The sequence below is a fragment of the Legionella sp. 27cVA30 genome, assembly GCF_024160945.1.
GTDB classification, from domain to species: Bacteria; Pseudomonadota; Gammaproteobacteria; order Legionellales; family Legionellaceae; genus Legionella_A; species Legionella_A septentrionalis.
Genome location: NZ_JAMYXK010000002.1, coordinates 723,850 through 749,306, shown reverse-complemented (window position 1 = coordinate 749,306; position 25,457 = coordinate 723,850). Strand labels below are relative to the sequence as shown.

Sequence of the window (25,457 nt, the reverse complement as noted above, 5' to 3'; positions counted from 1 at the left end):
CTGTGTTTTTATTTGCCCGATATGATAAATTGGCGGCACTTAATGTCAACCTAAAACTTTAAAAATGGTTAACACAACACAAAAGTTAATTGAACGCGATTTAAACCACATTTGGCATCCATGTACGCAAATGAAAGATTTTGAACATTACCCACCGTTCGTCGTGTATGAGGCGAAAGGCTGTTATTTACACACAGACAAAGGTCCGGTCATCGATGCAATTTCAAGCTGGTGGTGTAAATCTTTAGGGCATGGATATCCATCCGTATTGCAAGCCATTCAAGAGCAATTAAACCGCTTTGAGCATGTCATTGGCGCTAATACCACGCATGGGCAAATTGTGGAATTAGCGGAGGAACTCACTGCAATAAGCAATAAGCAACACGTTTTCTTTGCCAGCGATGGCTCTTCTGCGGTTGAAATTGCCATGAAATTGGCTATTCATGCTGCTGCACTGAAAGGGTACACGAAACGCAACCGATTTGCGGCATTAAAAAATGGCTACCACGGGGAAACCTTGGCGACCCTTTGCATTAGTGATTTGGGGATTTACAAGGAACCATTCAAAAATATGCAACTTCCTTGTCATTTCATCCAGTCGATTCCTTATGTGCCCAACGCCGAGGATCCCTTGTGGCAGGATTGTGGCGAAGCTTGGGAAAAAACCTTGCAAGAACTGGAGCCTATGAAAGATTCATTATGTGCCATTGTTGTGGAACCGATTGTGCAGGGAGCGGGTGGAATGCATTGTTACAGTGCTGATTTTTTAAGACGTCTGGCTTCATTTGCAAAAGAACATGATATTTTTTTAATTGCTGATGAAATCATGACTGGTCTTGGGCGAACTGGGGAATGGTTGGCGAGTGATCATGCAAATATTGAACCGGATTTGATTTGCCTCTCCAAAGGATTGACCTCTGGGGCTCTGCCGCTTAGCTGCGTATTAATCGATCATGCAATTTACGAATTATTTTATGCCGATTATTCAACAGGAAAATCCTTTCTACACTCCCATACCTACAGTGGGAATGCATTGGCAGTCAGTGCGGCACTGGCTACCATAAAAGCCATGAAGGATCTTAATATCCCAGAAAAGGCCCGCGCAATTGGTGCGCTGATGACAGAAGAATTTAATAAAATAGCTCAACAAACCGGAAAATTAGCTAACGTACGCTCCCTGGGAGGATGGGTAGCAGGTGATCTGCTCGCACACCAGAAACCACGCATGGGTTTTCAACTCGCTCAGGAAGCTTGTCGCCGCGGAGCCTTATTAAGGCCATTGGGAAATACCGTATACTGGCTACCGCCGCTTAATGCCGATGTGGCCACGATTCGTAAATTGGCTGAGATCACACTAAACTCAATAGAAGCTGTATATAAAAATCGCGACCCTGGATATCCATGAAAATCAGGAATAAAAAAGAAATAAGAACTTACTTATTTTTAAATTTAATCTGGGGCTCGCTAACGGTTTTACTTCTCTTGTTTATTTTTTATTTCTCCTGGCAAAAAGAACAATTGCAAACCCAAGATATTCTCTACCGCAGCGCAGACGATGTCGCAGATCAGTTGGATCATTTTATCAGTGAGATGGTGCAAATAGCAGTAACCCTGCCCCCTTATCCAGATGCTTCCACATGTCCCTCAGGCTTATTAAGCCAATTGCAAACGATTGTCGCAGGCAATCCCAGAATCAGCGGATTGATTGTGGAAAATAAAAAAAAACGATGGGCATGCAGTACGTTTAAGCCTCCCCAAGCTCTCCCCATGGCCAAAGCACAAACATCCATTTTATCAGGCCCTATGAGTTTGCCTAAAAAAAAGAAATCTTTTTTTATTTTGCATCAACCGTTAGGTGACTACTTGATCCATATTTATTTTCCACAAGATTTAATTAAAAATAATTTAAAAATATCATCTCCTTTTGTTCAAGAAATTGCTTTGTATGATGGAATCCGGCATAAAATTATATTTAAACTGCTGCAGCAAAATGGCAATTGGGAGTGGAGCCATACAGCGGAAAAAGAGAAAGAAACAGAATTTTCTTTAGCAAATTATCCCATACAAATTTATTTGAACAACTTGGAAAAATACCGAATTTTATTAACGACTAATCCCGGCAGCGTCCGGCATTTCACCTGGCATCATGAAATCATCCTGGCACTGCTGCTTCTTACCCTTACTGCCTTGATTTGGTATTCCCTTTACAATTTAAAGCAACAACGATTTTCCCTGCACCGGGCATTGCAAAATGCGTTAAAAAGCAATCAATTCTTTCCAGTTTATCAACCTATTTTCAACAACGAATTTTCTATTTGTGCAGGAGCAGAAGTTTTATTACGGTGGTCGAGCACTGACTCAGAAATTATTATGCCGGACTATTTTATTGAAGATGCTGAGCAATCCGGTTTGATCGTGCCCATTACCTTGCAACTTATCGAGAAAGCTTTTCTGGATTGCCAAATTGTTCTCATGGGCAACCCCCAGTTTTATTTAAGTTTCAATGTGTCCGCCGTGCATTTCCGCGATAAATATTTTTTTGCATCTTTTCTTAATTTATGTGAAAAATACCATGTGCCGTCCCGGCAAGTGATGCTGGAAGTAACCGAGCGTAGTTTATTGAACCGGCATGATCTTGCATTAACCAGGCAAATGCTGGATTTACGCCAAAGGGGTTTCTCCCTGGCTGTAGATGATTTTGGTACAGGATATGCTAGCATCTCTTACTTACGGCATCTTCCCTTTAATTACTTGAAAATTGATCAATTGTTTGTAAGAGCAATTGGCACTGGCGCTATCACGGAAACACTCAGCCAATCTATTTTACAGATGGCAAAAAATTTAAATCTGCAAATTATTGCGGAAGGAGTAGAATCTTTGACTCAATTCGAATTCCTAAAAGCACAAGGCGTTGCCTTGATGCAAGGATGGTACTTTGCCAAGGCGATGTCTTGTGAACAATTCATAGCATTTATAAAAGGAGTTCGTTATGCATAACCGGCTGTTGTCTCTTGTTATTACCTTGATTGCGGTTCCAGCATGGGGCGCTACCATCCTTGTGCCGGAAGCGGAAGGCAACTTATGGCAATGTAGTGCTTTCGATCGTGAGGACAAACAATGGGTGGCGAAAGCCCCTTATGAACAAATGGCTTTAAATAAAGCTTTTGAAGCTTGTAAAAAACACAGCCGCGAACCGAGAACTTGTAAAACAGCAAAAGAATATTGTGAGGCAAATATAAAAGGTTTGAACAGCCGCCCCATGTGGCAATGTACGGCTGTGGACAGAATGGCAAAAGCCTGGCTTGGAGACTTTTTTCCGCGAGGCATTGACGCGGCAATGGGAGCAAAAACATTTTGTATACAACACAGTGCAGTCCCTGACACGTGTTACGTGAATTTGGTCACATGTAAAAATACAAACGTTAAATAGCATCATTTAAGGGAAAAAATTGTACTGCATCGGTCTTAGCGGCGGCATCGCCAGCGGCAAATCAACGGTGGCGCGTTATTTTTCAGAACTGGGGGTTCAAGTAATCAGCGCCGATGAAATAGCCAGACAAATTACTGCCCCCAACCAAGCAGCTTACCACAAAATCGTGCAGCATTTCGGCAAGCATATCCTGGATGCCTCTGGCGCATTAAACCGTCGTCAATTGCGCCAGATTATTTTTAATCAAGCATCTCAGCGGCAATGGTTAGAAAATCTTTTGCACCCACTGATTCGGCAGCAAATTGAAAAAGACGTTGCCTCTTGCCGAAGCGCTTATTGCATCATTGAAATTCCATTATTAATCAACAGAGAAGCTTACTCTTATCTTGATCGAATTTTATTAGTCGAAACAGACAGAAGAGTGCAGATTGCAAGAATTACACAGCGCGACTTGTGCACCCAGGAAGAAGCCCTGGCCATACTGGCGGCGCAAAGCACGCCTGCTCAATATCGAAGCCTTGCTGATGACATACTCGTTAACCATGGCTCGCTGGAGGAGCTAAAACAGCAAATAACAAAGCTGCACAAAGACTATGTACAGTATGCCATGAAAAAAAGCGCTCGCTGATATAATTTTAAAAATGGTTATGAATAATATCATGTTTATAAAAGCAGCAAGCACAAAATGTCTTTACGTTACTATAGCGGGATGGTAATCCCCTTTCTAAACGCCTGCATGAACTTAATAGTTATCCCTCATCATTTCGAAATTTGCGGGGGATAACTATTAAAACACCTCAATTCTTGCCATGAAAATCGGATTTACTGCAAACCTTCTTCTTGTAAAGACTTCTGCACAGATGCTCTTTTTGACAAATTTTTAAAATAATCAGACAAATTAGGACAATTGTCCAAATCTATTTTAAAATGCCGCGCCCAAGAGAGCATGACAAACAAATAAGCATCGGGTAAGGTAAACTCATCTCCTAATAAATAAGACTTGTTCTGCAATTGTTTGTCTACGAAAGCAAATTTGTTTTTAATCATTGGAATAAAAATGCTTTCTTGTAAGTCTTTGGAAATATTAGGGTTAAACAAAGCACCAAAGGATTTATGCAATTCAGTAGTAATATAATTTTCCCACTCGAGCACGCGATAACGCTTAAATTCCTCAATAGGGGGTAATAAGTTATAAGCTTTTTTCTTATCAGCCAAATACTGGTGGATCACCGCATTTTCAGTGAGGATTTCACCGTCATTGGTTTCCAGGGTCGGGACCGCACCCTTGGGATTTATGGTTAAAAAATCGCTGCCCTGTTCCGTTTTTTTGGTTTTCAGATCCACTGCTTCATATTCACACGGTAAGCTCAATTCATTGATTAGGATATGTGCAGCTAATGAACAAGCTCCTTTTGTATAGTATAGTTTCATGGTTTTTTATCAAATTAATGGAGGAGTTATCATCTTAGTCAAATAGTAAAATCCCTGCAAATAGCAAATGTCATGTAAGCTGCAAGAATTCATGAATTATCTTATTTATTTACCAAAGCCGTTTTTAACTCTTGCGCAAAATCATGCTCTAAGGCAGAGCGTATTTTATTGCAAAGCGCATCTTTACAACTTTGGAATTTGCAAGGCGAAAGTGCATTTAACTTATGCAAAAGCTCATTCTTCCAGGGACGCAATAAAAATAAGGAACCGCTCTCGTTTTTTGCAATACTTTCCTGAATTAAGGCAAAGCTGTTGCGAATGATTTGAGCTGCTTTTTGTTTTTGCTGGTACTCCACGGTTTTTAACTGTTTTTGCAAAAATGAAGGCTCACATTGTTTTAACAGCTCTTGCTCCAGTTTGCGCATTTTATGCGCCAGAGCATGGGTTTCATCAATCACCTTAAACAGATTTTCCTCTTGGGAAAAGAACAAGTTCGTTGCGTCCATTTGCCGGTTTAAAACTTTCTTATTATGTAAATCAATACATTCCTCTACGGTAGAAATGTAGCGAGCAGCCGGTCTTTCCGCCAATACCTCAACGATGCAATCAGAGCCAAAAGGAGGTTCTACAATCAAATACCCCAGCTTGTGTTTTCTTATCTCCATATGATTAAAATCTTCCGGAATCAGCTGGTATCTTACCGTTTCAGCTAATACTCCTTTCCCTAACTTCGCATGATAAGAATGATGCATGGAAATCAAGGGGTCAACATGTAATACATAGCTTGCCAAAATATATTCATATTGCAAATCAATTGAATTGGCCGTAACGCAATATTCAATCTGTTTCGGCAAAATTTCATTGGGCATCATCTCTGTGTTGATGCGTTCTTCTAAAAAACTTTTACTGTGTTCCAATTCATGATCCAAACAAATATCAATTGCTTGGGTAAAGCAAGCGCCTCCTTTTGTAGTCACTTCAAAAACACTTCCAGTCGTCACCGTATAACCTTCCTTTGTAGTGATGTGGTGCGCATGAAAATCTGGATTGTCTCGTTGTTGGGAAAACAGAGGTTCTCTTTTATTGTAAGTCACATCAATGTCGGAAGGCGTACTTTTGCAAAAGGCGTGAATAATGGAAGGGCATCCTCCTTCAACATACAGGCACATATTTAAAAGATCGCCATGTTTATTGCGTATGGCAAAAGAACTTAATAACACGTGCACATTAGGTTCAAGCTTATCAGCCATATTTCCTATTTTAAGGTATAAATTCTGAAATTCTTCTTCCGTTAGAGGTTGATCAGGAGTATATAAGGAAAATTCAGGTAAAGATAAACGCGTAATATAGTTTTCTTTTTCTTTTTTTATATGAAAATTTCCTTTTACATCTTGCTCGCAATAATTTGCCCGGTGTTCCTCATTCGCCAAATTAAACAAAAAGGAAATATGGACTCCCAGCCTTTCCACGGCAGGCTGTAGATAGGGATTGGTATCATTAACCGCTTCGCCATACCGTGCAGGCGGTGTCCTCACCACTAAATCACGAATATAAATATCTTGATTCATCCGGCTGATGGCTTGCCGATGGCGGGAAGATAAAAAATTTCCTTTTTTAATTTTCTTGCGGTAGCTTAAGTAAGCCGGCAGTAAATCATCGATAAACATACAAGGGTGCGCTGAAAGAACAATATTATGCAGATGGATTTATATGTTCAGTATAGACGATTATGAAAGATAAGCCCGGCATACAAAAACCACGATGAAAGCATTAAGGTATCCAATTTGAAGCGCCATGGATACCTAATGCCATCCAGCTAGCACTACCCTATATTACATTCCTGTATTCACTCGGAAATTTTCCTGCTCCACAGATGCAGGAGCCTCAGGGACGGCTGTGGATTTAAATAAACCAAAATATTGCTGAAAAGATTGTTTATCTCCTTTGCTCACGCATTGTTGATATTTTTTCTTTTCCTCATCGACGGAGATGTGGGTCCTTTGATACCGATGGCGATATTTTAGATAATCCTGATGGATGGTTAGGGCGATGGAAGAAAGCTCCTTGATAGCTGCAGGATGTTTGCCAGTTGCATGCGGTGGCACCTCTTCCTCCATTGCAATCGTTTCTTCCATAGTCTGTTCATGGGATGCCTTGGCTGCAATCTTCTCCTGAGGGTCTTTGCGCACGGTTAACCTCGATTCTCCTTCTTTAACCAACTCTTTAATTTTTCTATTATTTTCAATGAGAATAGGCTCTTCCCCAAAAGCGGCAACTGCCGTACTGATAATCCGTGCAAATAATTTCAAGGGTAAAAATACAGTAGAAACGGCTAAATTTATTCCGAGAATAATGCGAGACACTCCTTCCGCTATACGAGCAAAAAAAGAAAAGATGCTGGTAACAGCATTACTAATGCGCGTTTCATTACCGGCTGGAAAAATAATCCCATATAGGCCATTGAAAATTTCGACGGGCAAAGCCGTAACGATTTGCAAAGCCCCTAACAGCAAATTGTAAATGGCGCGGAAGGGCAACATTACATCGCGTAATGCATAAAACCATGACTTGTAAGGTTTTACGCTTTCCCGTATATTTTTCCCAATTTCGCGTAAAATAATTACACTGTTTTGGGGTCTAAACGTTAACACGCTTTCTAAAGCACGGCCATCATATTCGTAAGCATGCGTCCATTCCGGCAGGGATGGAGTGGTATAAGCCGGGCTTTCCCCATCAAACCATTCATCGCTGTCTGATGAACGTGAAGTCAATTCAAGTGTGGGGAGTAGAGCTATATCTTTAACGTTTCGATCAATTTGCCGGATGACATTCACAAAATGAGGTTTTGCAATGGGTCTTCGTTTAATACCTGCTTCCTGCGCGTCACGAATGGCTTTAAGATGCCCCAGATATAAGTCCACCGTTTTTTCAGCTGTCTCCCCGCGCATTAACAAATCGCTGCGGAAAATAAATTGCAAAGTTTTAAACAAGCCAACCAAAGCGCCAATCCTGTAAACGCTATAATTGTGTACTTCCCTTACTTTTTGTGGTGCATAAACCTCTTGAAACCAGGTTTGATGCTGCTCCAACCCCTCGTGCCTTTGCCCAAACGGTTTGACCAGACTTGGGAATGCTGCTGCCGAAGCTTCAACTCCTGCATTAATGCCTTTAAAGTACGAAAGGCCTAATTTGGCATCACCTGCTAATAAAACATCACAAGGGTGTTCCCCATTCAATTTTTTATAAGTCAAATTTGCAAAAGTCGCTGGGGCTTCATTGACGCTGATGGTTGCTTTATCCAGGCTTACAATGTCATATTCATGAGTAAAGTGACGCAATCTTAAGCCCAAATAACCTTTAAGCTGCTGCATTAAAATTTCGGGAACTTTCTCCATCCGCTCATCATCTTCTCCGGAAAAAGGCATAATGGGATTTCCCGACTTAGCAAATTTTTCCAGGATTTGATAATGTTCTTTGCTAATCATCATTTGGAAAGTAACCGGGGTCTTGCCGTGCGCATCCTTCTTGCCTACGTATTCATCACAAGTAAGACCATAATTTTGCATGAAACGCACTTGGGTGGCTAAAGGCATAGGGGTTACGTCCCCCTCTACCTCAAAACGGAATTGCAAAACAAAATCAAATTCTTTTTTAATGGTATTACCGGCATGATAATTTCGGGCAGCAGCAGTCCTTAATTCCAATTTAAGCTTATGATCAAGATCATCAGGGTGATGGTAAGATTCAGGAGCTTTTATCTCAGTAACTATGTTTCGTACTTCGCTGCCATCTAGGGCTTTCATGGAGTAGGTAAATTTGCGATCTTCGCTGAGGCTTAAATAAATTTTATTTTCCTCAAGACTTGTATTTTCCGCAGCCATTGCAAATTCATACTTATCGATTTCACCCATAATTTGTTGGGAAATCACACTGCGCGTACCATCGGCGCCAAGAATTAAATTGGCATTTTTATATTTATCCAAAATTTCTGACTTCACATCTGTAATACCCCGTCCTGTAATAAGATGTGCTCCCAATTCTACGGCACGGTTTTTCAGCAAATGTTCTACTTCGGAAATTCGTATATAGGGATTTTTTTTGACGCGATCGCGAAATTCCTTTATGGCTGGATCCTCGCCCAGCTGAGGATGGGCGCTAGCCTGCAAAAATTTGTCAATCTGCGTGTAATCCATGTGTAAGGTATGATTCCGCTTATATTCATCAAACTTTTCCAGGATGACAAGCTTCATGCCTTTATGGTGGGATAACAAACCGATGGTATTTAATAAACCTATTGGACCCGCCCCCACAACTACTGTTTCCACTTCCTCATCGGCTGGAGCTTGGCATACCGTTAAAGCCCCGAAAATTCCTTTTGCATTTTTATATTTTTTATAAAGATCCGTTTCGACATTACTGACGTTTAACAAGGGATCAAAATCTGCTCCGTGGTAACGTGCTACATTATGTAAATAGTGAAGCAATTCCTCCCACGTTTTCCCTTGTCGCCGAGTCTTGACTTCCTTGATGACATCCTCGTCTTTACAATCTTTTAAAATATGATCGATGAATGACTCATATTGAAGTAATGCAGTTAAATCTTCTTTGCTCAGGCCTTCTCTGCCTTTTTGCGTTTGATTTTTTTGCTTGAAATTCTTTATGCTGGAAAGTACGAATTCATCTTCATAACCGCTTAATAATTTATCAATAAAAGATAGCGGGAAAATTTCTTCCTTATTCTTTAAATACGTTTCAATAAGAACCGTTTTAGGTTTCAGGGGCAATGCCCCAATGCCGAGATTAATGGCTTGTATGGCTGCAAAAAAGTCATTCCCGACAATGACATAATCTACTTCTGCCGGTTTATAAACGTAAATTCTTTCAGCAGGCATAAACATCTCGAATTACAAAGTGATTCATAATTATAGCAAAAAACAAAAGTTAATGTAGATTTAAAGATCAAAAAGAACATTGTATTACCAAATTAAAAGCAGATAATACAATATATTATAAGATATTGATGCCAAGACAGCCGCAAAGTGGAGATTACTATTCTTGCGGCCGTAGTTGAAATAAATTAATTGCCGACCCGCCACCCAGAAGAGCGCGACGTTGATGTACTGGTGCATTGGCTGCCATTTGCCGTGCAATTTTGGCTGGAAGTGGTTATGGTTTTGCTTTTTCCACGCTCGTGATGCGGTACGGAACTTCCCAATGCGCCAATCAAATTATTCAATGGTGCATTCTGCTCGGCAATTATTGCCCTGTCATTTTCAGCACGCTGCCTTTCTGCCTCCCGCTCATTGTATGAGCGGATTACTTGCGCTTGCTGCCCAGGGGTCAAACTTTGCCACTGTTCTTTGGATAAACCAAAATAAGTAGGTGCGCACGCAGACACGGCGAATGCCAACACCAAACCGATCATGCAACGTTTCATAATTACCTCAGTGGCAGGAAATACTACGGATTATACCAATATTCATGCAAACAGATCATGTTTTTTTTGAACCCTTTGCTTCATTGAAAATCACAAAACTCCTCAAAGAAAATTAAATAAACAGGTTTGCACCTAGGCAGTAGCTTAGAATACAAACAAGCTAATAGCTTAACTCTGTGTTTGTATATATTGTCCTTATTGAGCAAATCCATTACAGTATTAGGTATTTTTACAAAGTATTTGCAGCAGACATCGTCTAGATTTTTATGTTCATTTAATTTTATGTTAGGCTTGTTCAAACAAGCAAAGGACCGCATTTCGTTATGCATGATGAAACCATTACATTTCAACTGGCAACCCATTATCTGCCCAAGGTTGCGCTACGCCTTGAATGCTTGTTTCTTACCGTTGAGCAAGCTTGTGAAGAAATCCACCCAGTCATTCATCATTATGCGCTGAAAAACGTGATTGAAATTATAAAATTGATTGAAAAACCAGAGCTTAAAAGCCGTTTTTTAAAAGAGTTAATGCGCATTGAACATACGATAAACAAGTCACAAATTACCATATCCAACACGCTCTATGCTAATTTGTTCGTCCAAGTCCAGTTTTTAAATCATGTGGCGGGGCGTTTTGGTGAATCCATCCACATCAATCCTTTCTTGCAATCCATTCGTTTTGCCCAAACCGGAGATTACAGCGATTGCGAAATTTATTCGCCGCAATTACTGCTCTGGCTAGAGAGTGAACCGGAAAAGAGGCAAGCTGATTTAAATAAGTGGCTGCAGCAATTAAAATCCTTAAAAGATACGGTTTTTATCTATCTGGCTTTGCTACGCAATACCGCCGAATTTGACAAAATTGATATCTACAATGGGTTTTACCAACGCTCACTACCGCCTAAAACTTCCTGCCACCTGATATTGCTTAGAATGAATAAGAGTTGCGGGATTGTTCCAAAAATGCAGCTTGGACAGCATGGGTTAAGCATCACCTTGTGCGACAATTCAATGAATAAGTTACGCCATACAGAAGCCCCAATCTATCTAGGCATATGTAATTTTAATTAGCTGGCAAGCTTTTATAGTTTTGCATTAACCATTCAGAAACAGGCGTTGTTTTTAAGGTCAAAAATTGTGATCTTAAATTATAAATATTATTTACCTAATCCTTTCCAGGGCTCCCCAGGCAGACGGTGCACTACTTCATCATCGAATAAATATTGTTATATTCATGCAACATCATAGTCATAACTCATATTCTCAGCGCAAGTGCCAATAATAGCCACATTATCTGGCATAATGATAGCGTCATAGCCAATGACATCATTACCAATCACGGTGCTTTCTTACGATCTCTATAAAAGACGCTTCAGGCCAAAAGATTGGAAAACAATGACTGGCACCATACAAAACAAATTTGACGTTGGTGGCTATTTGGCAAAATTTATCAATGATGAGTCATCGCCAATAAAATCGAAATGGTAGAGCACGTTTTTTTCAAAATTATGGGCATCAACCGGATCATCATAATAAATATAATCTCCAACAATGTTTAATGATATTCTTAAAACGGTACGCTCAAATCCTTGCATTGGATACAATTCGTTGGATCAGAGTACATTATTAAATTTCTTAATTAAAAAATATAAAGTTGAATGATGTTCATACCCATCACGTTGAAACTCAACTTCATACCCTAATTTTTGATAAAAACCTAAAGCTTCCCAATCCATGGTGTTAATGGTAGAAAAACGACATTTTTTTTGTTTTCCCAAACACTCACTCGCTTCAATCAATTGCTTTCCAATTCCTTGTTTTCTGTAACGCTCATCCACCCATAATTGATCAATATAGAGACAGCCATAATACATACTGCCATTACAGCCACCAATAATAAGTTCATCTGCATCACGGAAAAAAAAAAGCAAAGGACTCTATAGGCTGTTGCCTTTTCTTTAAATAAGCATACTCAGAAATACCTTGACTTAAAATATCAATATCTTCTTGTCTTGGCTCAGATTCATAGGTTAACTTCATCTTATCCCTTATAAGTCACTTGAGTTAAATCATCATTTATTAACGTTCGGCATAAACCGTGAGCTGACGCGCTTTTTAAAGCATAGTGTCCTCAACATACCAACAAACACATAAAATGGCTCGAATAATACACCAGCTTAAGACTCGTTCACCATTAAATACAGTCAAGTCAATTTCTTAAAACGCACCTATTTCAAACTCCCTTTCATCAACCCATCATGTTCCTGGTAACAGGCGCTCAATGAGCATGCCGCCTTCTTCAGGATTTGCAGCAATTAATCGAGTCGAACCCCTCCCATTAAAATGTCTTAATGCATGAATTCTCTTGAAAATTCATTATGAGGAACGTTGATTTTTAATACCCATTCTTCGCTTTTTGAACCTAAAACTGGAAGCACACAGTTAAAACTTAAATGCTCAAACCGGGTCAATAAAGTAAGTCTATGCGCAAGGTGTTCAAGAATTGAGGTAACACTGCCACCATTGTTTTCCCATATCACCATGCACTAACGATATGGTGTTTTTAAGAGTGTTGAGGTGGTTAGTGGGCATGAGGTACTTCCTTTTTTGCGATTAACCATAGCTCGTTGGTTTCTTCTTTTGTTATGCAAGGAATAAATCCTGCCTTTTGATAACAGGCGATTGCACGGTGGTTCTTAATATCTGGTGTGACTAGTGCTGTATCAAATTGTTGAAAAACAGTGTGCTGAACAAATTGCATCAGTGCCGCACTGCCAATCCCCTGTCCCAAAACTGATTCCTCACCAAGATAGAAATCAACAGCCGCAATTTTTTGGAAATCAAAAGTCTTATTAGCAGGTAGAGTAAGAAAATCGTACATATCATAATACTGAATGTATCCTATGGGTTGTTCAACCAGCAGAATAATAAAAGCAAAAATGGATTTTTTCTTTCCGTTCTCTAACTTATATTGGCTTACATAACTACGGTATTTATGAGTGATTTTATCTAGTGTCCAAATCACCTCATCATTCCACCAGGTTTTGACATGGGGCGTTTCTAACCATTTTAATAGAAGCGGTAAGTCTTGCTCTGATAAGTTGCGAAAAGAAATATATTTATTTTTCATTTTTAGACAAATTTTCCAATAATATTTTTCCCTTATGGGACAAGCGATATTTTTGTAGTCTGCTCTTGGGCTTCTCTGGGATGGTACGCTCCATCAATTCCTCGTTGAGTAGCTCATCAAGATAATTGCGTTGAAAGTCTCACGATGCCTGATCCCAGCAACCTCTTGCAGTTCTATACTTTTCAGCTCGCCTTTTAGTTCGGCATGCTCTGGGTACCCGCTCAATCCATGGATCGACTTGTTCGGTAGCTTGTCCGGTCGCCGCTAATGATTTACGCCAAATAGTTGTCCTGAATCCGTCTGAGATAGAAATTCATGCTCTGGCAGTCCAACCTCACGGCAACGACGAATCACAGCCCTACCTGTAAATGATATGTTGTTTTTTTAAAAGCTTAATTATTTCAAGATTGGCTGCAGGGAAGGCAAACTGCTGCAAGCTATTAGCATCTACCCAACGCAAATCCATTTGCCCTTCCCGTGGATAAGCTTCTCCTGAAAACTTATCCACATGGTAAATTAATAAAGATACACAGTGCTGGCTATAGGTATGATTAACCTCGCCCAGAAAAGTGTAGTGCAGTACTTCAAGCCCTACTTCTTCTTCGATCTCTCGAATTAAAGCAAGAGTCGCTTCCTCGCCGGCTTCAAGCTTGCCTCCAGGAAATTCCCAATAACCGGCGTGCGTGGTTTTCTGCGAACGCTGCGTGATTAAAATACGCTGCCTTGCATCCGTAATAACCGCCACGGCTACTTTCATGCAATGCTTCCATGGCAGCTTTTATATTTTTTACCAGAACCGCAAGGACAAGGGTCGTTGCGACCCACTTTTTTACCGCTGCGCTTGAATGTGGTCACTGCATTTTCTTCAGCTTCTTGCTCTTCCGTTTCGTGAATAAATTGCATTTTATGAATTTGTTCAGCGCGGCGTTGCTCCTCAACTGCTTCCACATCCTCTTCCGTTTGTATCTCTACAGAAGACAGCAGGCGGATAATATCGTATTTCATATTGTCCAGCATGGTAGAAAATAAAGTGAATGCCTCGCGTTTATATTCTTGTTTCGGATCTTTTTGGGCATAACCACGCAAATGAATTCCCTGGCGCAGATAATCCATGGCAGCCAGATGTTCGCGCCAATGATTATCCAAAGTCTGTAAAATGACCGACTTTTCAAACTGGGCAAGCACTTCACGCCCAATTCTATCTTCTTTTTCTTGATATTGTTTTTCGCTCAATTCGATAATTTTTTCTTTTATCTGTTCAGGTTGAATGGAGTGATCCTCATTAATCCATTGACGGATTGGTGCTTTCAGTTTGAAATCATCAGCAAGCACTTGCTCCAAGGTTTTTACTTCCCACTGATCTTCCAAACTTTGCGGGGGAATATAACTATCCACCAAACTGCTTAAAACATCGATGCGGATGGAATGCACAGCTTCTAGTGGGTCAGGCATCGCCATGATTTCCGCGCGCTGCGTATAGATCACTTTACGCTGATCATTAGCGACGTTGTCATAATCCAACAACTGTTTTCTTACATCAAAGTGATATCCTTCCAGCTTGCGTTGTGCATTTTCAATAGCCCGCGTTACCAAATTATGTTCAATGGGTTCGCCTGGTTTCATTCCCAAACGCCGCATCATATTGGCGACACGCTCGGAAGCAAAAATCCGCATGAGATGATCTTCAAGCGACAAATAAAAGCGGCTGCCACCCGGATCGCCTTGCCGGCCGGCTCGACCGCGTAATTGGTTGTCTATACGCCGCGATTCATGGCGTTCAGAGCCGATGATGCGCAAGCCACCGGCAGCAAGTACCATTTCATGGCGTTTCTGCCAGTCTTCACGGACCGCCTCACGGGCTTCCTCATTTGCATCAGCAGATAGTTCAGCAAGCTCCGTGGCCAGACTCCCACCCAAAACAATATCAGTCCCACGGCCTGCCATGTTGGTGGCAATGGTAACAGCGCCCGGCCGCCCGGCTTCAGCAATAATATGAGCTTCTTTTTCATGGAACTTTGCGTTTAAAACCTGATGCTTTAAACCCGCTTTTTTCAACAAGCCGCTCAGCAGCTCAGATGCTTCAATGGATGCAGTGCCCACCAACACGGGTTGTTTACGCTCTACACATTCGCGTATGTCTTGAATGATAGCTTGATATTTATCCTCTTGAGTTAAATAAACCAAATCAGGCTGATCGACGCGGCGCATGGGTTTATTCGTAGGAATAACCACAACTTCCAAATTATAAATTTGCTGAAACTCATAAGCTTCTGTATCAGCCGTACCCGTCATCCCGGATAATTTATTGTATAAACGGAAAAAATTCTGAAAGGTAATAGAAGCCAGCGTCTGATTTTCATTTTGAATGGAAACATGCTCTTTGGCTTCGACTGCTTGATGCAAGCCTTCAGACCAGCGCCTGCCAGGCATGGTTCTTCCTGTGTGCTCATCAACAATAACCACCTGATCGTTTTGTACAATGTAATCCACATCGCGATGAAACAACGCATGTGCTTTTAATGCGGCACTCACATGATGCATCAACATGATATTACTGGCATGATAAAGACTTTCACCAGGGTCCAGTAGATTTGCTTTTACCAAAAGCTCTTCGATGTGCTGATGCCCCGCCTCCGTCAAATGAGCCTGTTTTTGTTTTTCATCAATCGTATAATCCCCGCTATCCCCTTCTTCCTGCTGCATTTTTAAATTGGGGATGAGCTGATTGACTTTAATGTACAATTCTGAACTGCCCTCGGAGGCGCCGGAAATGATTAAAGGAGTTCGTGCTTCGTCGATGAGAATGGAGTCCACTTCATCCACGATGGCAAAATTTAGCTCGCGCTGGACCTTATCTTCAAGGCTAAATGCCATATTATCGCGTAGATAGTCAAAACCAAATTCATTATTTGTACCGTATAAAATATCGGCACGATAAGCAGCTTGCTTTTCTTCATGAGGCATGTCTGGATAAATAACACCTACATTTAAGCCTAAAAACTCATAAACGGGCTTCATCCATTGGCTATCGCGTTTGGCCAGGTAATCGTTCACGGTAACCACATGTACCCCGCGCCCGCTCAGAGCATTCAAATAGGCAGGCAGAGTGGCCACTAATGTTTTACCTTCACCGGTGCGCATCTCGGCAATATTGCCCTCATGCAACACGATGCCGCCAATTAACTGCACATCAAAATGGCGCAAACCCAAAGTACGAACCGCCGCTTCCCGTACCACAGCAAAAGCTTCGGCCAGCAATTCATCCAACGTTTCACCTTCTGCCAGGCGCGATTTAAATTCGGCAGTTTTAGCAGCTAATTGTTCATTCGTTAAAGCTTGCATCTGTTCTTCAAAAGCATTAATGGCCAGCACCGTTTTTTCCATGCGCCGCAACGTCCGCTCATTGCGGCTACCAAACATTTTCTTAATCAACGTATTCAGCATGGCCCTAATAGTCCTCTTTAACAGTTCAAATCTTAAAACTGCTTAATTTACTAGAATTCACGTGTAAAAGCCATGCATGCTCTAACGGCAAGCATGGCTAACTCCAGGCAATTTCCTTTAAATTTTTTATAACGAGATAACAGATGGGATCTTTTCCTTCTATCTCCAGCAACCCATTGGGTGGAATAACGAGGCGACTGCTACCTTTAACTATGGTAAAGCGCTGGCTTCCAGCCTTAATATAGGAATGCTCGCAATAGCCCCCTATATTTTCGATGTGCAGTAAAGCCTGAAGAGCCGCAGGATTTTGAAATTTTATTTTAAGAGAGCGCCCATTTTCTGATTTACCGAAGTAGTTAGGCAAGTGGTTAAAATCAGCTTCCCCGTTTTTAAAGCGGATTCGCAATATCCCTGATTTATTTCTTAAAATTTGTAAATCTTTACCGTGCAGATAAGAAAAAACATCGGGATAGTGTTTAACCCGATTTAAATGATTCTTGGCAATATACCAACTGTTGCTTCCTGCAATTAATGTCCCTTTTCTTTTTAATATGGCTTCCAGGCTTAACGGGGTAAACAAATCATGTTGTACCCAGAAACCTCCCCAGGTTATATCGAAAAAAGCCCAGTGACCATTGACATAAATTTCGGCGGCCGCATGATTGTGATTTTCATGATTGAATGAATAATAAAAATCCACCGGGCGCACGCTTAAGCCTAAATGTTTTAATATTTCTACAAAAAGGTATTGATGGTTGCCGCAAATGCCAAAACTGTTTTGCAAACACACATTCTGCTCATGCATCAAGGGAGATTTAAATTCCCTTTGTGTATGTTTGAGGTAAGCATACCGACCTGCGCTGGCAATATTTTGTATTAAATTCATGGCTTCAATGGCTTGCAGAATCCTGGTTTCATCATCGGTAAGCTTGATGCCTGAAGATTCATAAACCCATTTTATCCCCTGCACCGCATGTTCAGTGAGGCAAGCATATTTTTGGATGCTGTCTGCATAATCATTGCAATATAAGCTTTTTGAGAAATCGCTTTTTGCAGCCGACGCGATGCTTACCAAAAGAATAAGCATCGCAAAGAAAATTTTAAAAACCAGCATGCATCCTTTCCAGTTGATTTTTTAATAGGCTTATTTCCTGCCTGGATGAGATTCTTTCAAAAAAAGAACAGCAACGAGCAAACTGATTAAATAGCAAAGAGGCATGATGAATAAAGCTTTTTGATAGCTGCCAAGAGCATATACATGGATGCCGTTGACAAGCTGCCACCCTTCGCTGCGATGTAGTATCACGCCCACCAAAGGCTGGAATACAGCGCCGCCAATCAGCACGGATAAATTATTAAAGCCCGAAGCAGTCCCCACCAAATGCGCTGGGTTATTGTCTTTCACGACGGCAAAGCTTACGGTTTGCCCACCCGCACCAAGGCCTAAAACAAAAAGCACCGCATACATCCACTGCATCGGCACACCCGGCACATACAGCAAAATCAAGGTGGCAGCCAATCCTAAAACGGAGCTGATTGCCAAGGCCAGGCGTCTATTATAAAACCGATCGCTAACCCAGCCTAACAACGGACTGCCGACACCAATTCCCAGCCAAATCATACTGCACAACCCGGAAGCAACGACTACGTTAACCTGGTATTTTTCTTCAAGATAAGGAACGCCCCACAAGGCTGCAAAGACGGCAATGGGAGTCCAGATGGCAAACGCATATGCCCCGGTTAACCAGGTATATGAATGCTTGCAAACCTCCAGCAAACGGCGCCATTCATCGCGGAAACGTTGCGTAGGCAATGCTTGTGTCGGTTGATGCGGATAATCACGAATTACCGCCCAAAGCAGCATAGCCAACAAAACGCCAACGCCCGCCAGAATAAAACTCGCTTGCCGCCAACCCACATGCTCGATAAGCGATGCAAGCGGCATCTCGCCAAACATTGCACCCACAGAACTCATTAATTGAGCTATACCTGCCAAAATGGCAAAGTGTTGCGGCGGGAACCAGCGGGATAATAAAACCAATACGCCAATAAAGGAAAAAGCAGAACCAATACCGATTAAAAATCGTCCCAATGACGCAGTAACGACACTGTCGGTCGATGCAAAAAAGAATGAACCTGCGGCACAAAGTAACAGGGCACCCGTCATGAGCTTGCGCGGCCCATAGCGATCAAATAACACGCCTGCCGGCAATTGCATCGGCGCATAAGCATAGAAATAAAACGCTGAAATCACACCAAAGCCTTCCGCACTGACCCGGAAAGTTTTCATCATGGGATCAGCCATGACACTGGGAGCTACCTGCAAAATAAATTCATACAAATAAAACGAAGCTGCCAGAAAAAAAATTACATAAGCCTGAACCCGGCTATGCTCTTGTGGGGGTAAATGATACGTGCTCAAGGGTATGTCATAGTTAATGAAATTAGAACACATTACACCGAAGCGGATTTCATTTGTCAATGCCTTGAATTCAAAGCTTAATCAAGCCGCAAGTTTATTGAAATAATTTAAAAAAATTGATACTCCCAAGCGTTTATATTTGATTTTCTAAAGATGCGCAAAATAGCATAAATTCGCTACAACTGGATAATCTTTTATTAAGGGCTGGGGCAACAGCGGCAGGTGTCGGTTTGTTTGCCTACAAGCATTCACAAGCAAAAAATCACCCCATAGAGCCAGGACCAGACTGGGAACTCGCTCTAGGTTCTGCGCACTTTGTTTCATGCATAAAATAAGTATAAAAAAAGAAACCAGCAAAAGAAGATGCTTTTTTAGCAAATCTGGCAAATATTCTTCTAACATGCTTTATTTTGTTAAAGAAACATTCGATTAAATGGCGTTCTTTATATAAAGGCTTATCAAAATCACGCTGATTTTTCCTGCGTGCACGGAGAAATGAATGATCGGAATAGAACGTTGCAATTCTAATGCTCGTTGTAATAGATACCAGCTTAGATACTGGCCAATGAACAAGACTGTCAAACGAAAGCCCCACCTTTGTGCCGGACAAAAACCGATTATAAATGGTATGGGGTCGAAATAACTCGCTGATTTTAAATGTATTTCATATAATCATTTTGTCTTAAAAAAGGATGTAAATATGAAATATATCAGCGAGTTGAGAGGCATTTTAAGTCAGCAATTAAATTGGCACAAGTCTCGAATAGACTGTTTTGCACAAATGTTGTTAGCGCTATTTATGGTGAGAAGTATCAATTTAAGCGAAATAGCTGTTGCAATGGATGTTAATAAAGCAAGCATTGAATCACGCTACAAAAGAATCTATCGTTTTTTTTCAAAGTTTGAATTAGATTTTATCTGGATTGCTCGTTGGATTTATTCGTTATTTTTTACTTCACACCAGAAAGTTTATATAGCTATTGACAGGACAAATTGGTATTGGGGGAAGGCAAAAATCAACGTATTTATGTTGTCGATTTGTTATGAAGGGATTGCCATTCCTATATTTTGGCGCTTGCTTAACAAAGCAGGAAGTACAACAGCTAAAGAACAAATCGAATTGTTATCTCGATTTATTAATACGTTTGGTAAAGAATCGATACAAGGCGTACTCGGTGACCGAGAATTTCCTAACAAAGCACTTATCGCTTGGCTTGTAGCAGAGAATATCCCCTTTTATTTACGGATTAAAGGGAACATAGACATTTGTATTGGTAGAAAGAAATTTAAGACCTCAGCCCAATTATTTAATCATCTGGCCCCCTATCAGCAACAAGTATTTGGTATGAAAGTTCACGTTTTTGGTCAATCTCTTTATTTAGCAGGGAGCAAAAATTCTCGTGAAGACTTGCTAGTTGTACTGACAAATCAGAATCCAAAAAATGCTATCGCTTGCTATTTGCGCCGTTGGGAAATAGAAACGCTTTTTGCCGCGTTAAAAACAAAGGGTTGGCGGTTTGAAGATACACGTGTTATTGAGCCTAAGCGCATCGAAAAACTTTTGGTTTTACTCGCTTTAGGTTTTGTTTGGGCTCATCGAATCGGTGAATGGAAGGCATCTATCAAGCCTATTCCTTTTAAAAAATTACGAAATCAAAAAAGACCTAAACACAGCTTTTTTCGATTTGGATTGGATCATCTTAGGGACTTGCTTACCAATTCCAGGATCAAGACAAAACTGTTTAACAAATTAGCCAATCAGATCCTGGTGGAATCAACAGAGCTTGTCTTGTAAAAAATTGTCCGGCACAAAGAAGCCCCACTCCTGTCATCCTAGATATTAATATTATCTTAATATTAATATGCTAAAATGCTGCCCAGCTTTATTTATGGAGAATCACGTGCCTATTTTATTATTCAATGAAAGCCAGATTACAGCGGAAAACTACCAGGAATTTTGTAAGCAAAACGGTAAAGACCCCAAACAATGTGTTTTTGTTTTCCCGGGCAATCCCAGCCACCATACCCCAGAACACACTTTATTTTCGGTAAAGGAAGGGAAATCTAATCTTAATGCGGTAGCACAGCGATTCGGTGAAGCCGGATTTCCTACCCTTAGCTTGCCTACTGTGCTCAATCAAGATATTAGCCTTCCCGAACGAGCCATGGCAGATTTATGGCGGGCGGCCGGAGCTGGTTATACCATCATTTTACCGGTGCGACCTTTTGGGGAAAAAGGACAATATTTTAATTCTCCTTTGAGTAAAAGTAATAACTATGCCGTTGAACTTAATTTCTGGGGCGGAAATGAAGGAGAGCCCAACCCAGGCTTAGGTCATTTTTACAATACCTATATAGTGAATCTGCATACATTTTTACACATGCGGGAGACGGGAGAACCGAATAGGGCTCAACATTTACAAAACTTTTCACGTCAAATGCAGGGTTTCAATTTACATCAAAATTTAGCTAATAGCTATACTACGGGGGAGCTTTACCCGCAAGATGCCTGGCTGCAACCACCACAACCAAAGCCATCTTCCACCTTTAGTCCTTACCTGCTTTTAGCCATTGGCAGCGGGGTTTTAGGGGCTGCCGGAGCAGCAACGATAGTAGTCGGAGCCTTGGCGCTGGCACAAGTTATTGCTATTTTATGCCCTCCAGTTGCCTTATTGGCTGCAGGGGCTGTGGCAGCAGCGGCAGGCATGGCAGGTGTCGGTTTGTTTGCCTACAAGCATTCGCAGAGCAAAAACCATCCCATAGAGCCAGAGCCACACTTGGGCTTCATCCAGTAGCATTCCAATAAATAAAGAGCAGCCAGCTGGCTGCTCTTTATTTTTAATCCTTATAAACATTCCTTTAGTTGCATCCAATTTAAAACGCTGGCTAATAAGCTTGCTTACTCTGGTTTATGGCGAATAATTTAAAGCTGTTACGCAGCGTTAAGATTAATTTAATGTTATCATGGTAAAATTATCTCCAGCTTTTTTATGGAGATATAAATGCCTGTATTTTTATTCCCCGAAGAAAATATTACCGTAGAAAATTATACAAAATTTTGTTTGGAGAAAAAACAAAACCCTAAACGATGCGTGTTTGTTTTTCTTGACGATAGCAATCAAAATCCTGCAAAACACACATTATTTTCGATAAAAAAAGGAAATGATGACTTGGGTAAGATAGCCCAAACGCTGGGAGAAGCGGGATTTGCCACTTTAGGCCTTCCCGCTTCCCCAGGCGGCGAAGATGAAGACGACTATTCAGAAGTGGCCATGGCTGCTGTATGGCGGGCAGCAGGAGCTGGTTATACCATCATTTTTCCAGCCCGGATTCACTGCTCAAAAGGAGATATTTTTGCGGAACATTTAGGCAGGCTCGACAATACTTCGGGCACGGAGTACGAACTCAATTTCTGGGACAAGAAAGAAAGTTCTAACGAGATACTGGCTGATTATTACCTCTCGTTAGTACCGAAGCTGGTTAGCTTCACCACAATGCGTGATAAGCAAGACAGAAATCTTGAACAGAAATTGGGCGAATTCGCCACAGAAGATAAAGAATTAGATGCGGAATCGGAAGATGAATATTATCAGAACGCAATATTAAAAGATGCCTTCCTGCATGGAAAAAATTCCCCACAAGATAAATGGCTGCAACCACCGGCTGCTTGGTTTAGCCCTTCACTCCTGTTAGCGATTGGCAGCGGGATTTTTGGTGCTGCGGGCGCGGCAACTGTCGTGATAGGAGCTTTAGCCCTGGCTAAAGTTATCACCATTTTGTGCCCACCTTTAATTTTAGTGGCAGCAGGGGCAGCGGCTTTAACCATAGGTATAGCTGGAATTGGCTTTTTTGCTCATAAGCATACGCAAGCGCAAAATCAGCCACTGCAATTCGAACAAGCATCAGCACCCGCCATGTAAATTCAGGTTAGAATTAGGAAGAGCAGCATGTAAGCTGCCCTTATATTTTGTTAAAAGCTTGGAGTATCATGCCCATTTTATTTATTAAGCAATCCACAATCACACTGAAAAGCTATGAAGAATTTTGCAAACACCAAAACCATGAAGAAATTTTCAAACATCGCAAGTATGTTTTCATTTTCCCTGGCAATGAAACTCACCACGGTGGAGCTCATAACTTATATTCAGTAAAAGGGGGAGCGGGATTAGCCGCCCTGGCACGTGTTTTGGGACATGCTGGCTGGCCAGTCTTGAGTTTGCCTACCACCACGATGGAAAACTGGGCAACCAATAGAGGCCAACAAAAAACCGTGACCCAGGCTCTATGTGATCTTTGGCGCGCCGCAGGTGCGGGATATACTCTGGTACTGCCGGTGAGATCTCACCAGAATGTCGATTATTTTCATCAACCGCTTGCCAACAGCCAGGATGAACCAAATTTTTGGGGCGGCGTTCAACTTGCTGCAAATAAACCTTTGGCGAATTATTACACTGAGCAATTGAACTTATTGACTCAATTTTTAAATGAGTGTGAAGAAAACCCCAGCTTAAAAGTACATCGTCTTCAGGAAATTGAAAAACAATATCCTCATTTGGTACAAAGCTATTGGGATGGGCAGGGCAAACATCCTGAAGATCCCTGGTTTGCAAAACCTGGACAACACAAAATGGCTGATAGAGGCTCAAGACAAGCTAATCAATCCCCTTTCGTAAAAAAAGAGGAGCAAGCACAGCAACGGCTTTCATCCCAGGCAGCAACTGCTGGCAAATCCAATGCGTGGCTTTATCTTACTCTGGGTTGTGGCGTCTTGGCTACGGCAAGTGCAACCGCACTAATCACCGGATTCCTGGCCTCCCTGGCAGTCATTTCAATAGCAATGTCTCCGGTTGCCTTAATGATTACAGCGGCAGCCACCTTAGCAGGTAGCCTTGCTGGCGCTGGATTCTTTGCTTACAAGCATTATCAAGCACAAAATAATGTTGCAGAAGCTTCCTTACGCTTTGATAATTGATTATCTAAGTGCCTCTATGATAAAGCGCTCCCAAAACAACAGGTTTTGCGGAGCCGGTAATTTTGCTTAAATCAAGCGGGGTTTGTGTGAGCGTTTTTTCCGCAAGCCAGGCAAACATCATGGCTTCAAGAAAATCAGAACTGACTTCGAATTGCTCTGCACAAACCACTTCCTTGTTGTGCAGACGACCTTGTAAGGCGTGCAGCAACACCAGATTATGCGCCCCCCCACCACAAATGATGATTTGTTCAGATTGCCGCTTTTCTATCGCAGCAGCTACTGAAGCTGCAGTTAGGGCTAATAGTGTGGCTTGTACGTCTTCGGGGGCAAACTCATGCACACCATATTTTTCCAGCCAGGCAAGGGAGAAATATTCTTTGCCTATGCTTTTCGGTGCAGGCAATTTAAAGAAAGCATCTTGCAGCAGCTTTTCCAGCAGGGGGAAAATAATCTGTCCTCTTGCTGCCCATCGGCCTTCTTCATCATAATCTTTACCCAAGTGTTTTTTGATCCAGGCATCCATCAAACAATTTCCAGGCCCCGTATCGAAACCACTGCCTCCCTCATCGTTTAAAAAAGAAACATTGGCAATCCCTCCAATATTGACGACGGCCGCATGCTTTAAATGTCCAAATAACTCATGATGATAAAGGGGAGCAAACGGGGCGCCCTGACCGCCGACCACTAAATCGCGGCTGCGAAAATCGGCAGCTACAGTAATTTTGGTCAATTCGGCTATGGTATGGGCGCAACCCAGCTGCACCGTACAAGGTATGTCGCTAAAAGGCTCATGCAAAATTGTTTGCCCGTGGCTGCCAATGGCGATGACGTCTGCAGAAGTGACTCGCGCTGCCGATAGCAATTCCTGCGCTGCAGCAGCAAAATCCCGGCCTATCAAGGTGTTTAACTGCGCCAGTACAGCAATCATTATTTTTTCAGCAGCAAGAACATCTTCCAAGAGTGTTCTAGTTTTTTTACTGTAGGGGTAAGTGATGCCAGCCAATAACCGGTTTGTGTCTACATCCACCAGTGCAGCATCAATTCCATCCATGCTGGTTCCTGACATCAATCCAATAAAAAGCTTCATGATACAATCCAAATTACAAACTAATTATTATTACCTGGCATTTTCAAATGTAAACGCTCTTCCAATAGGAACATGCGTGGATAGCTTGCTGCAACTTTCTGGTCT

23 protein-coding genes are annotated in these 25,457 nt (G+C 41.6%); 10 read left to right on the top strand and 13 right to left on the bottom strand.

Annotation, left to right across the window (positions count from 1 at the left end; translation table 11 throughout):
• The first annotated feature begins 64 nt into the window (after positions 1-64).
• The 4 genes from bioA to coaE are packed head-to-tail and all read left to right on the top strand — an operon-like array spanning position 65 to position 4,058.
• A complete protein-coding gene (gene bioA, locus NKV53_RS08765; RefSeq protein WP_126953938.1) occupies positions 65-1,405 on the top strand; it encodes an adenosylmethionine--8-amino-7-oxononanoate transaminase in 1,341 nt (446 codons plus the stop codon).
• Positions 1,402-2,997 (top strand): EAL domain-containing protein, encoded by a 1,596-nt coding sequence (locus NKV53_RS08760; RefSeq protein WP_126953939.1) that lies wholly within the window; start codon positions 1,402-1,404, stop codon positions 2,995-2,997. The genes bioA and NKV53_RS08760 overlap by 4 nt, the downstream gene beginning before the upstream one ends.
• The gene (locus tag NKV53_RS08755; protein ID WP_126953940.1) at positions 2,990-3,430 is read left to right on the top strand and encodes a hypothetical protein; all 441 of its coding nucleotides are present in this window, start codon (positions 2,990-2,992) and stop codon (positions 3,428-3,430) included. Before NKV53_RS08760 ends, NKV53_RS08755 begins: the two co-directional genes overlap by 8 nt.
• A 19-nt stretch (positions 3,431-3,449) precedes the next feature.
• Entirely contained in the window at positions 3,450-4,058 is a 609-nt protein-coding gene (coaE, locus tag NKV53_RS08750) for a dephospho-CoA kinase (RefSeq protein ID WP_126953941.1), read from the top strand.
• Positions 4,059-4,252: 194 nt separating this feature from the next.
• Here the strand turns inward: coaE and gstA are convergent, their stop codons facing one another.
• From gstA to NKV53_RS08730, 4 genes are all read right to left on the bottom strand, one after another.
• Positions 4,253-4,861: a glutathione transferase GstA gene (gene gstA, locus NKV53_RS08745; protein ID WP_126953942.1), complete on the bottom strand. Its 609-nt coding sequence runs from the start codon at positions 4,859-4,861 to the stop codon at positions 4,253-4,255.
• Between the two features lie 101 nt (positions 4,862-4,962).
• Complete coding sequence (locus NKV53_RS08740) at positions 4,963-6,528, bottom strand: hypothetical protein (RefSeq protein WP_126953943.1); 1,566 nt, start codon at positions 6,526-6,528, stop codon at positions 4,963-4,965.
• A 165-nt stretch (positions 6,529-6,693) separates the two neighbouring features.
• Complete coding sequence (locus tag NKV53_RS08735; protein ID WP_126953944.1) at positions 6,694-9,753, bottom strand: hypothetical protein; 3,060 nt, start codon at positions 9,751-9,753, stop codon at positions 6,694-6,696.
• Between the two features lie 185 nt (positions 9,754-9,938).
• Entirely contained in the window at positions 9,939-10,298 is a 360-nt protein-coding gene (locus NKV53_RS08730) for a hypothetical protein (protein ID WP_126953945.1), read from the bottom strand.
• A gap of 323 nt (positions 10,299-10,621) precedes the next feature.
• On the opposite strand from NKV53_RS08730, the gene zapD reads away from it, so the two are divergent.
• Both zapD and NKV53_RS08720 read left to right on the top strand, forming a co-directional pair.
• The gene (gene zapD / locus NKV53_RS08725; RefSeq protein WP_126953946.1) at positions 10,622-11,368 is read left to right on the top strand and encodes a cell division protein ZapD; all 747 of its coding nucleotides are present in this window, start codon (positions 10,622-10,624) and stop codon (positions 11,366-11,368) included.
• Positions 11,369-11,617: 249 nt separating this feature from the next.
• Positions 11,618-11,785 (top strand): hypothetical protein, encoded by a 168-nt coding sequence (locus NKV53_RS08720; RefSeq protein WP_158616403.1) that lies wholly within the window; start codon positions 11,618-11,620, stop codon positions 11,783-11,785.
• Positions 11,786-11,910: 125 nt separating this feature from the next.
• Here the strand turns inward: NKV53_RS08720 and NKV53_RS08715 are convergent, their stop codons facing one another.
• The 8 genes from NKV53_RS08715 to NKV53_RS08690 all read right to left on the bottom strand — a co-directional run bounded on the left by NKV53_RS08715 (position 11,911) and on the right by NKV53_RS08690 (position 19,353).
• Positions 11,911-12,228 carry an N-acetyltransferase gene (locus tag NKV53_RS08715; protein WP_253350994.1) on the bottom strand — a complete coding sequence of 106 codons (318 nt, stop codon included), beginning with the start codon at positions 12,226-12,228 and terminating at the stop codon, positions 11,911-11,913.
• Entirely contained in the window at positions 12,209-12,337 is a 129-nt protein-coding gene (locus NKV53_RS11910) for a hypothetical protein (RefSeq protein WP_256478843.1), read from the bottom strand. Before NKV53_RS11910 ends, NKV53_RS08715 begins: the two co-directional genes overlap by 20 nt.
• A 541-nt stretch (positions 12,338-12,878) precedes the next feature.
• On the bottom strand, positions 12,879-13,427 hold the full coding sequence (locus NKV53_RS08710; protein WP_127057194.1) for a GNAT family N-acetyltransferase: 549 nt from the start codon (positions 13,425-13,427) through the stop codon (positions 12,879-12,881).
• Complete coding sequence (locus tag NKV53_RS12045) at positions 13,417-13,521, bottom strand: Fic family protein (protein ID WP_371923187.1); 105 nt, start codon at positions 13,519-13,521, stop codon at positions 13,417-13,419. Before NKV53_RS12045 ends, NKV53_RS08710 begins: the two co-directional genes overlap by 11 nt.
• Before the next feature lie 264 nt (positions 13,522-13,785).
• On the bottom strand, positions 13,786-14,184 hold the full coding sequence (gene mutT, locus NKV53_RS08705; RefSeq protein WP_253350992.1) for an 8-oxo-dGTP diphosphatase MutT: 399 nt from the start codon (positions 14,182-14,184) through the stop codon (positions 13,786-13,788).
• A complete protein-coding gene (gene secA / locus NKV53_RS08700; protein ID WP_126954605.1) occupies positions 14,181-16,871 on the bottom strand; it encodes a preprotein translocase subunit SecA in 2,691 nt (896 codons plus the stop codon). The genes mutT and secA overlap by 4 nt, the downstream gene beginning before the upstream one ends.
• Positions 16,872-16,968: 97 nt before the next feature.
• Entirely contained in the window at positions 16,969-17,985 is a 1,017-nt protein-coding gene (locus NKV53_RS08695) for a transglutaminase domain-containing protein (protein WP_253350990.1), read from the bottom strand.
• Positions 17,986-18,015: 30 nt separating this feature from the next.
• Positions 18,016-19,353: an MFS transporter gene (locus NKV53_RS08690; protein ID WP_253350989.1), complete on the bottom strand. Its 1,338-nt coding sequence runs from the start codon at positions 19,351-19,353 to the stop codon at positions 18,016-18,018.
• A 640-nt stretch (positions 19,354-19,993) separates the two neighbouring features.
• Between NKV53_RS08690 and NKV53_RS08680 the strand changes: the two genes are divergently transcribed.
• The 4 genes from NKV53_RS08680 to NKV53_RS08665 all read left to right on the top strand — a co-directional run bounded on the left by NKV53_RS08680 (position 19,994) and on the right by NKV53_RS08665 (position 24,265).
• Positions 19,994-21,088: an IS4 family transposase gene (locus tag NKV53_RS08680; protein ID WP_253350988.1), complete on the top strand. Its 1,095-nt coding sequence runs from the start codon at positions 19,994-19,996 to the stop codon at positions 21,086-21,088.
• 106 nt (positions 21,089-21,194) lie between these two features.
• Entirely contained in the window at positions 21,195-22,088 is an 894-nt protein-coding gene (locus NKV53_RS08675) for a hypothetical protein (protein ID WP_253350987.1), read from the top strand.
• A 207-nt stretch (positions 22,089-22,295) separates the two neighbouring features.
• The gene (locus tag NKV53_RS08670) at positions 22,296-23,213 is read left to right on the top strand and encodes a hypothetical protein (protein WP_253350986.1); all 918 of its coding nucleotides are present in this window, start codon (positions 22,296-22,298) and stop codon (positions 23,211-23,213) included.
• A gap of 68 nt (positions 23,214-23,281) precedes the next feature.
• Complete coding sequence (locus tag NKV53_RS08665; RefSeq protein ID WP_253350985.1) at positions 23,282-24,265, top strand: hypothetical protein; 984 nt, start codon at positions 23,282-23,284, stop codon at positions 24,263-24,265.
• 4 nt (positions 24,266-24,269) lie between these two features.
• On the opposite strand, the gene NKV53_RS08660 is transcribed toward NKV53_RS08665, so the two are convergent.
• Positions 24,270-25,352: an anhydro-N-acetylmuramic acid kinase gene (locus NKV53_RS08660; RefSeq protein WP_126954599.1), complete on the bottom strand. Its 1,083-nt coding sequence runs from the start codon at positions 25,350-25,352 to the stop codon at positions 24,270-24,272.
• Positions 25,353-25,457: the final 105 nt, after the last annotated feature.

Coding starts and splice junctions, on each gene's coding strand:
- NKV53_RS08735 (WP_126953944.1), bottom strand. CDS start 9,753: ATGCCTGCTGAAAGAATTTACGTTTATAAACCGGCAGAAGTAGATTAT.
- NKV53_RS08710 (WP_127057194.1), bottom strand. CDS start 13,427: ATGAAAAATAAATATATTTCTTTTCGCAACTTATCAGAGCAAGACTTA.
- zapD (WP_126953946.1), top strand. CDS start 10,622: ATGCATGATGAAACCATTACATTTCAACTGGCAACCCATTATCTGCCC.
- NKV53_RS12045 (WP_371923187.1), bottom strand. CDS start 13,521: ATGGAGCGTACCATCCCAGAGAAGCCCAAGAGCAGACTACAAAAATAT.
- NKV53_RS08665 (WP_253350985.1), top strand. CDS start 23,282: ATGCCCATTTTATTTATTAAGCAATCCACAATCACACTGAAAAGCTAT.
- NKV53_RS08720 (WP_158616403.1), top strand. CDS start 11,618: ATGACATCATTACCAATCACGGTGCTTTCTTACGATCTCTATAAAAGA.
- NKV53_RS08695 (WP_253350990.1), bottom strand. CDS start 17,985: ATGCTGGTTTTTAAAATTTTCTTTGCGATGCTTATTCTTTTGGTAAGC.
- gstA (WP_126953942.1), bottom strand. CDS start 4,861: ATGAAACTATACTATACAAAAGGAGCTTGTTCATTAGCTGCACATATC.
- NKV53_RS08660 (WP_126954599.1), bottom strand. CDS start 25,352: ATGAAGCTTTTTATTGGATTGATGTCAGGAACCAGCATGGATGGAATT.
- bioA (WP_126953938.1), top strand. CDS start 65: ATGGTTAACACAACACAAAAGTTAATTGAACGCGATTTAAACCACATT.
- mutT (WP_253350992.1), bottom strand. CDS start 14,184: ATGAAAGTAGCCGTGGCGGTTATTACGGATGCAAGGCAGCGTATTTTA.
- NKV53_RS11910 (WP_256478843.1), bottom strand. CDS start 12,337: ATGAAGTTAACCTATGAATCTGAGCCAAGACAAGAAGATATTGATATT.
- NKV53_RS08740 (WP_126953943.1), bottom strand. CDS start 6,528: ATGTTTATCGATGATTTACTGCCGGCTTACTTAAGCTACCGCAAGAAA.
- NKV53_RS08760 (WP_126953939.1), top strand. CDS start 1,402: ATGAAAATCAGGAATAAAAAAGAAATAAGAACTTACTTATTTTTAAAT.
- NKV53_RS08670 (WP_253350986.1), top strand. CDS start 22,296: ATGCCTGTATTTTTATTCCCCGAAGAAAATATTACCGTAGAAAATTAT.
- secA (WP_126954605.1), bottom strand. CDS start 16,871: ATGCTGAATACGTTGATTAAGAAAATGTTTGGTAGCCGCAATGAGCGG.
- NKV53_RS08755 (WP_126953940.1), top strand. CDS start 2,990: ATGCATAACCGGCTGTTGTCTCTTGTTATTACCTTGATTGCGGTTCCA.
- NKV53_RS08680 (WP_253350988.1), top strand. CDS start 19,994: ATGAAATATATCAGCGAGTTGAGAGGCATTTTAAGTCAGCAATTAAAT.
- NKV53_RS08730 (WP_126953945.1), bottom strand. CDS start 10,298: ATGAAACGTTGCATGATCGGTTTGGTGTTGGCATTCGCCGTGTCTGCG.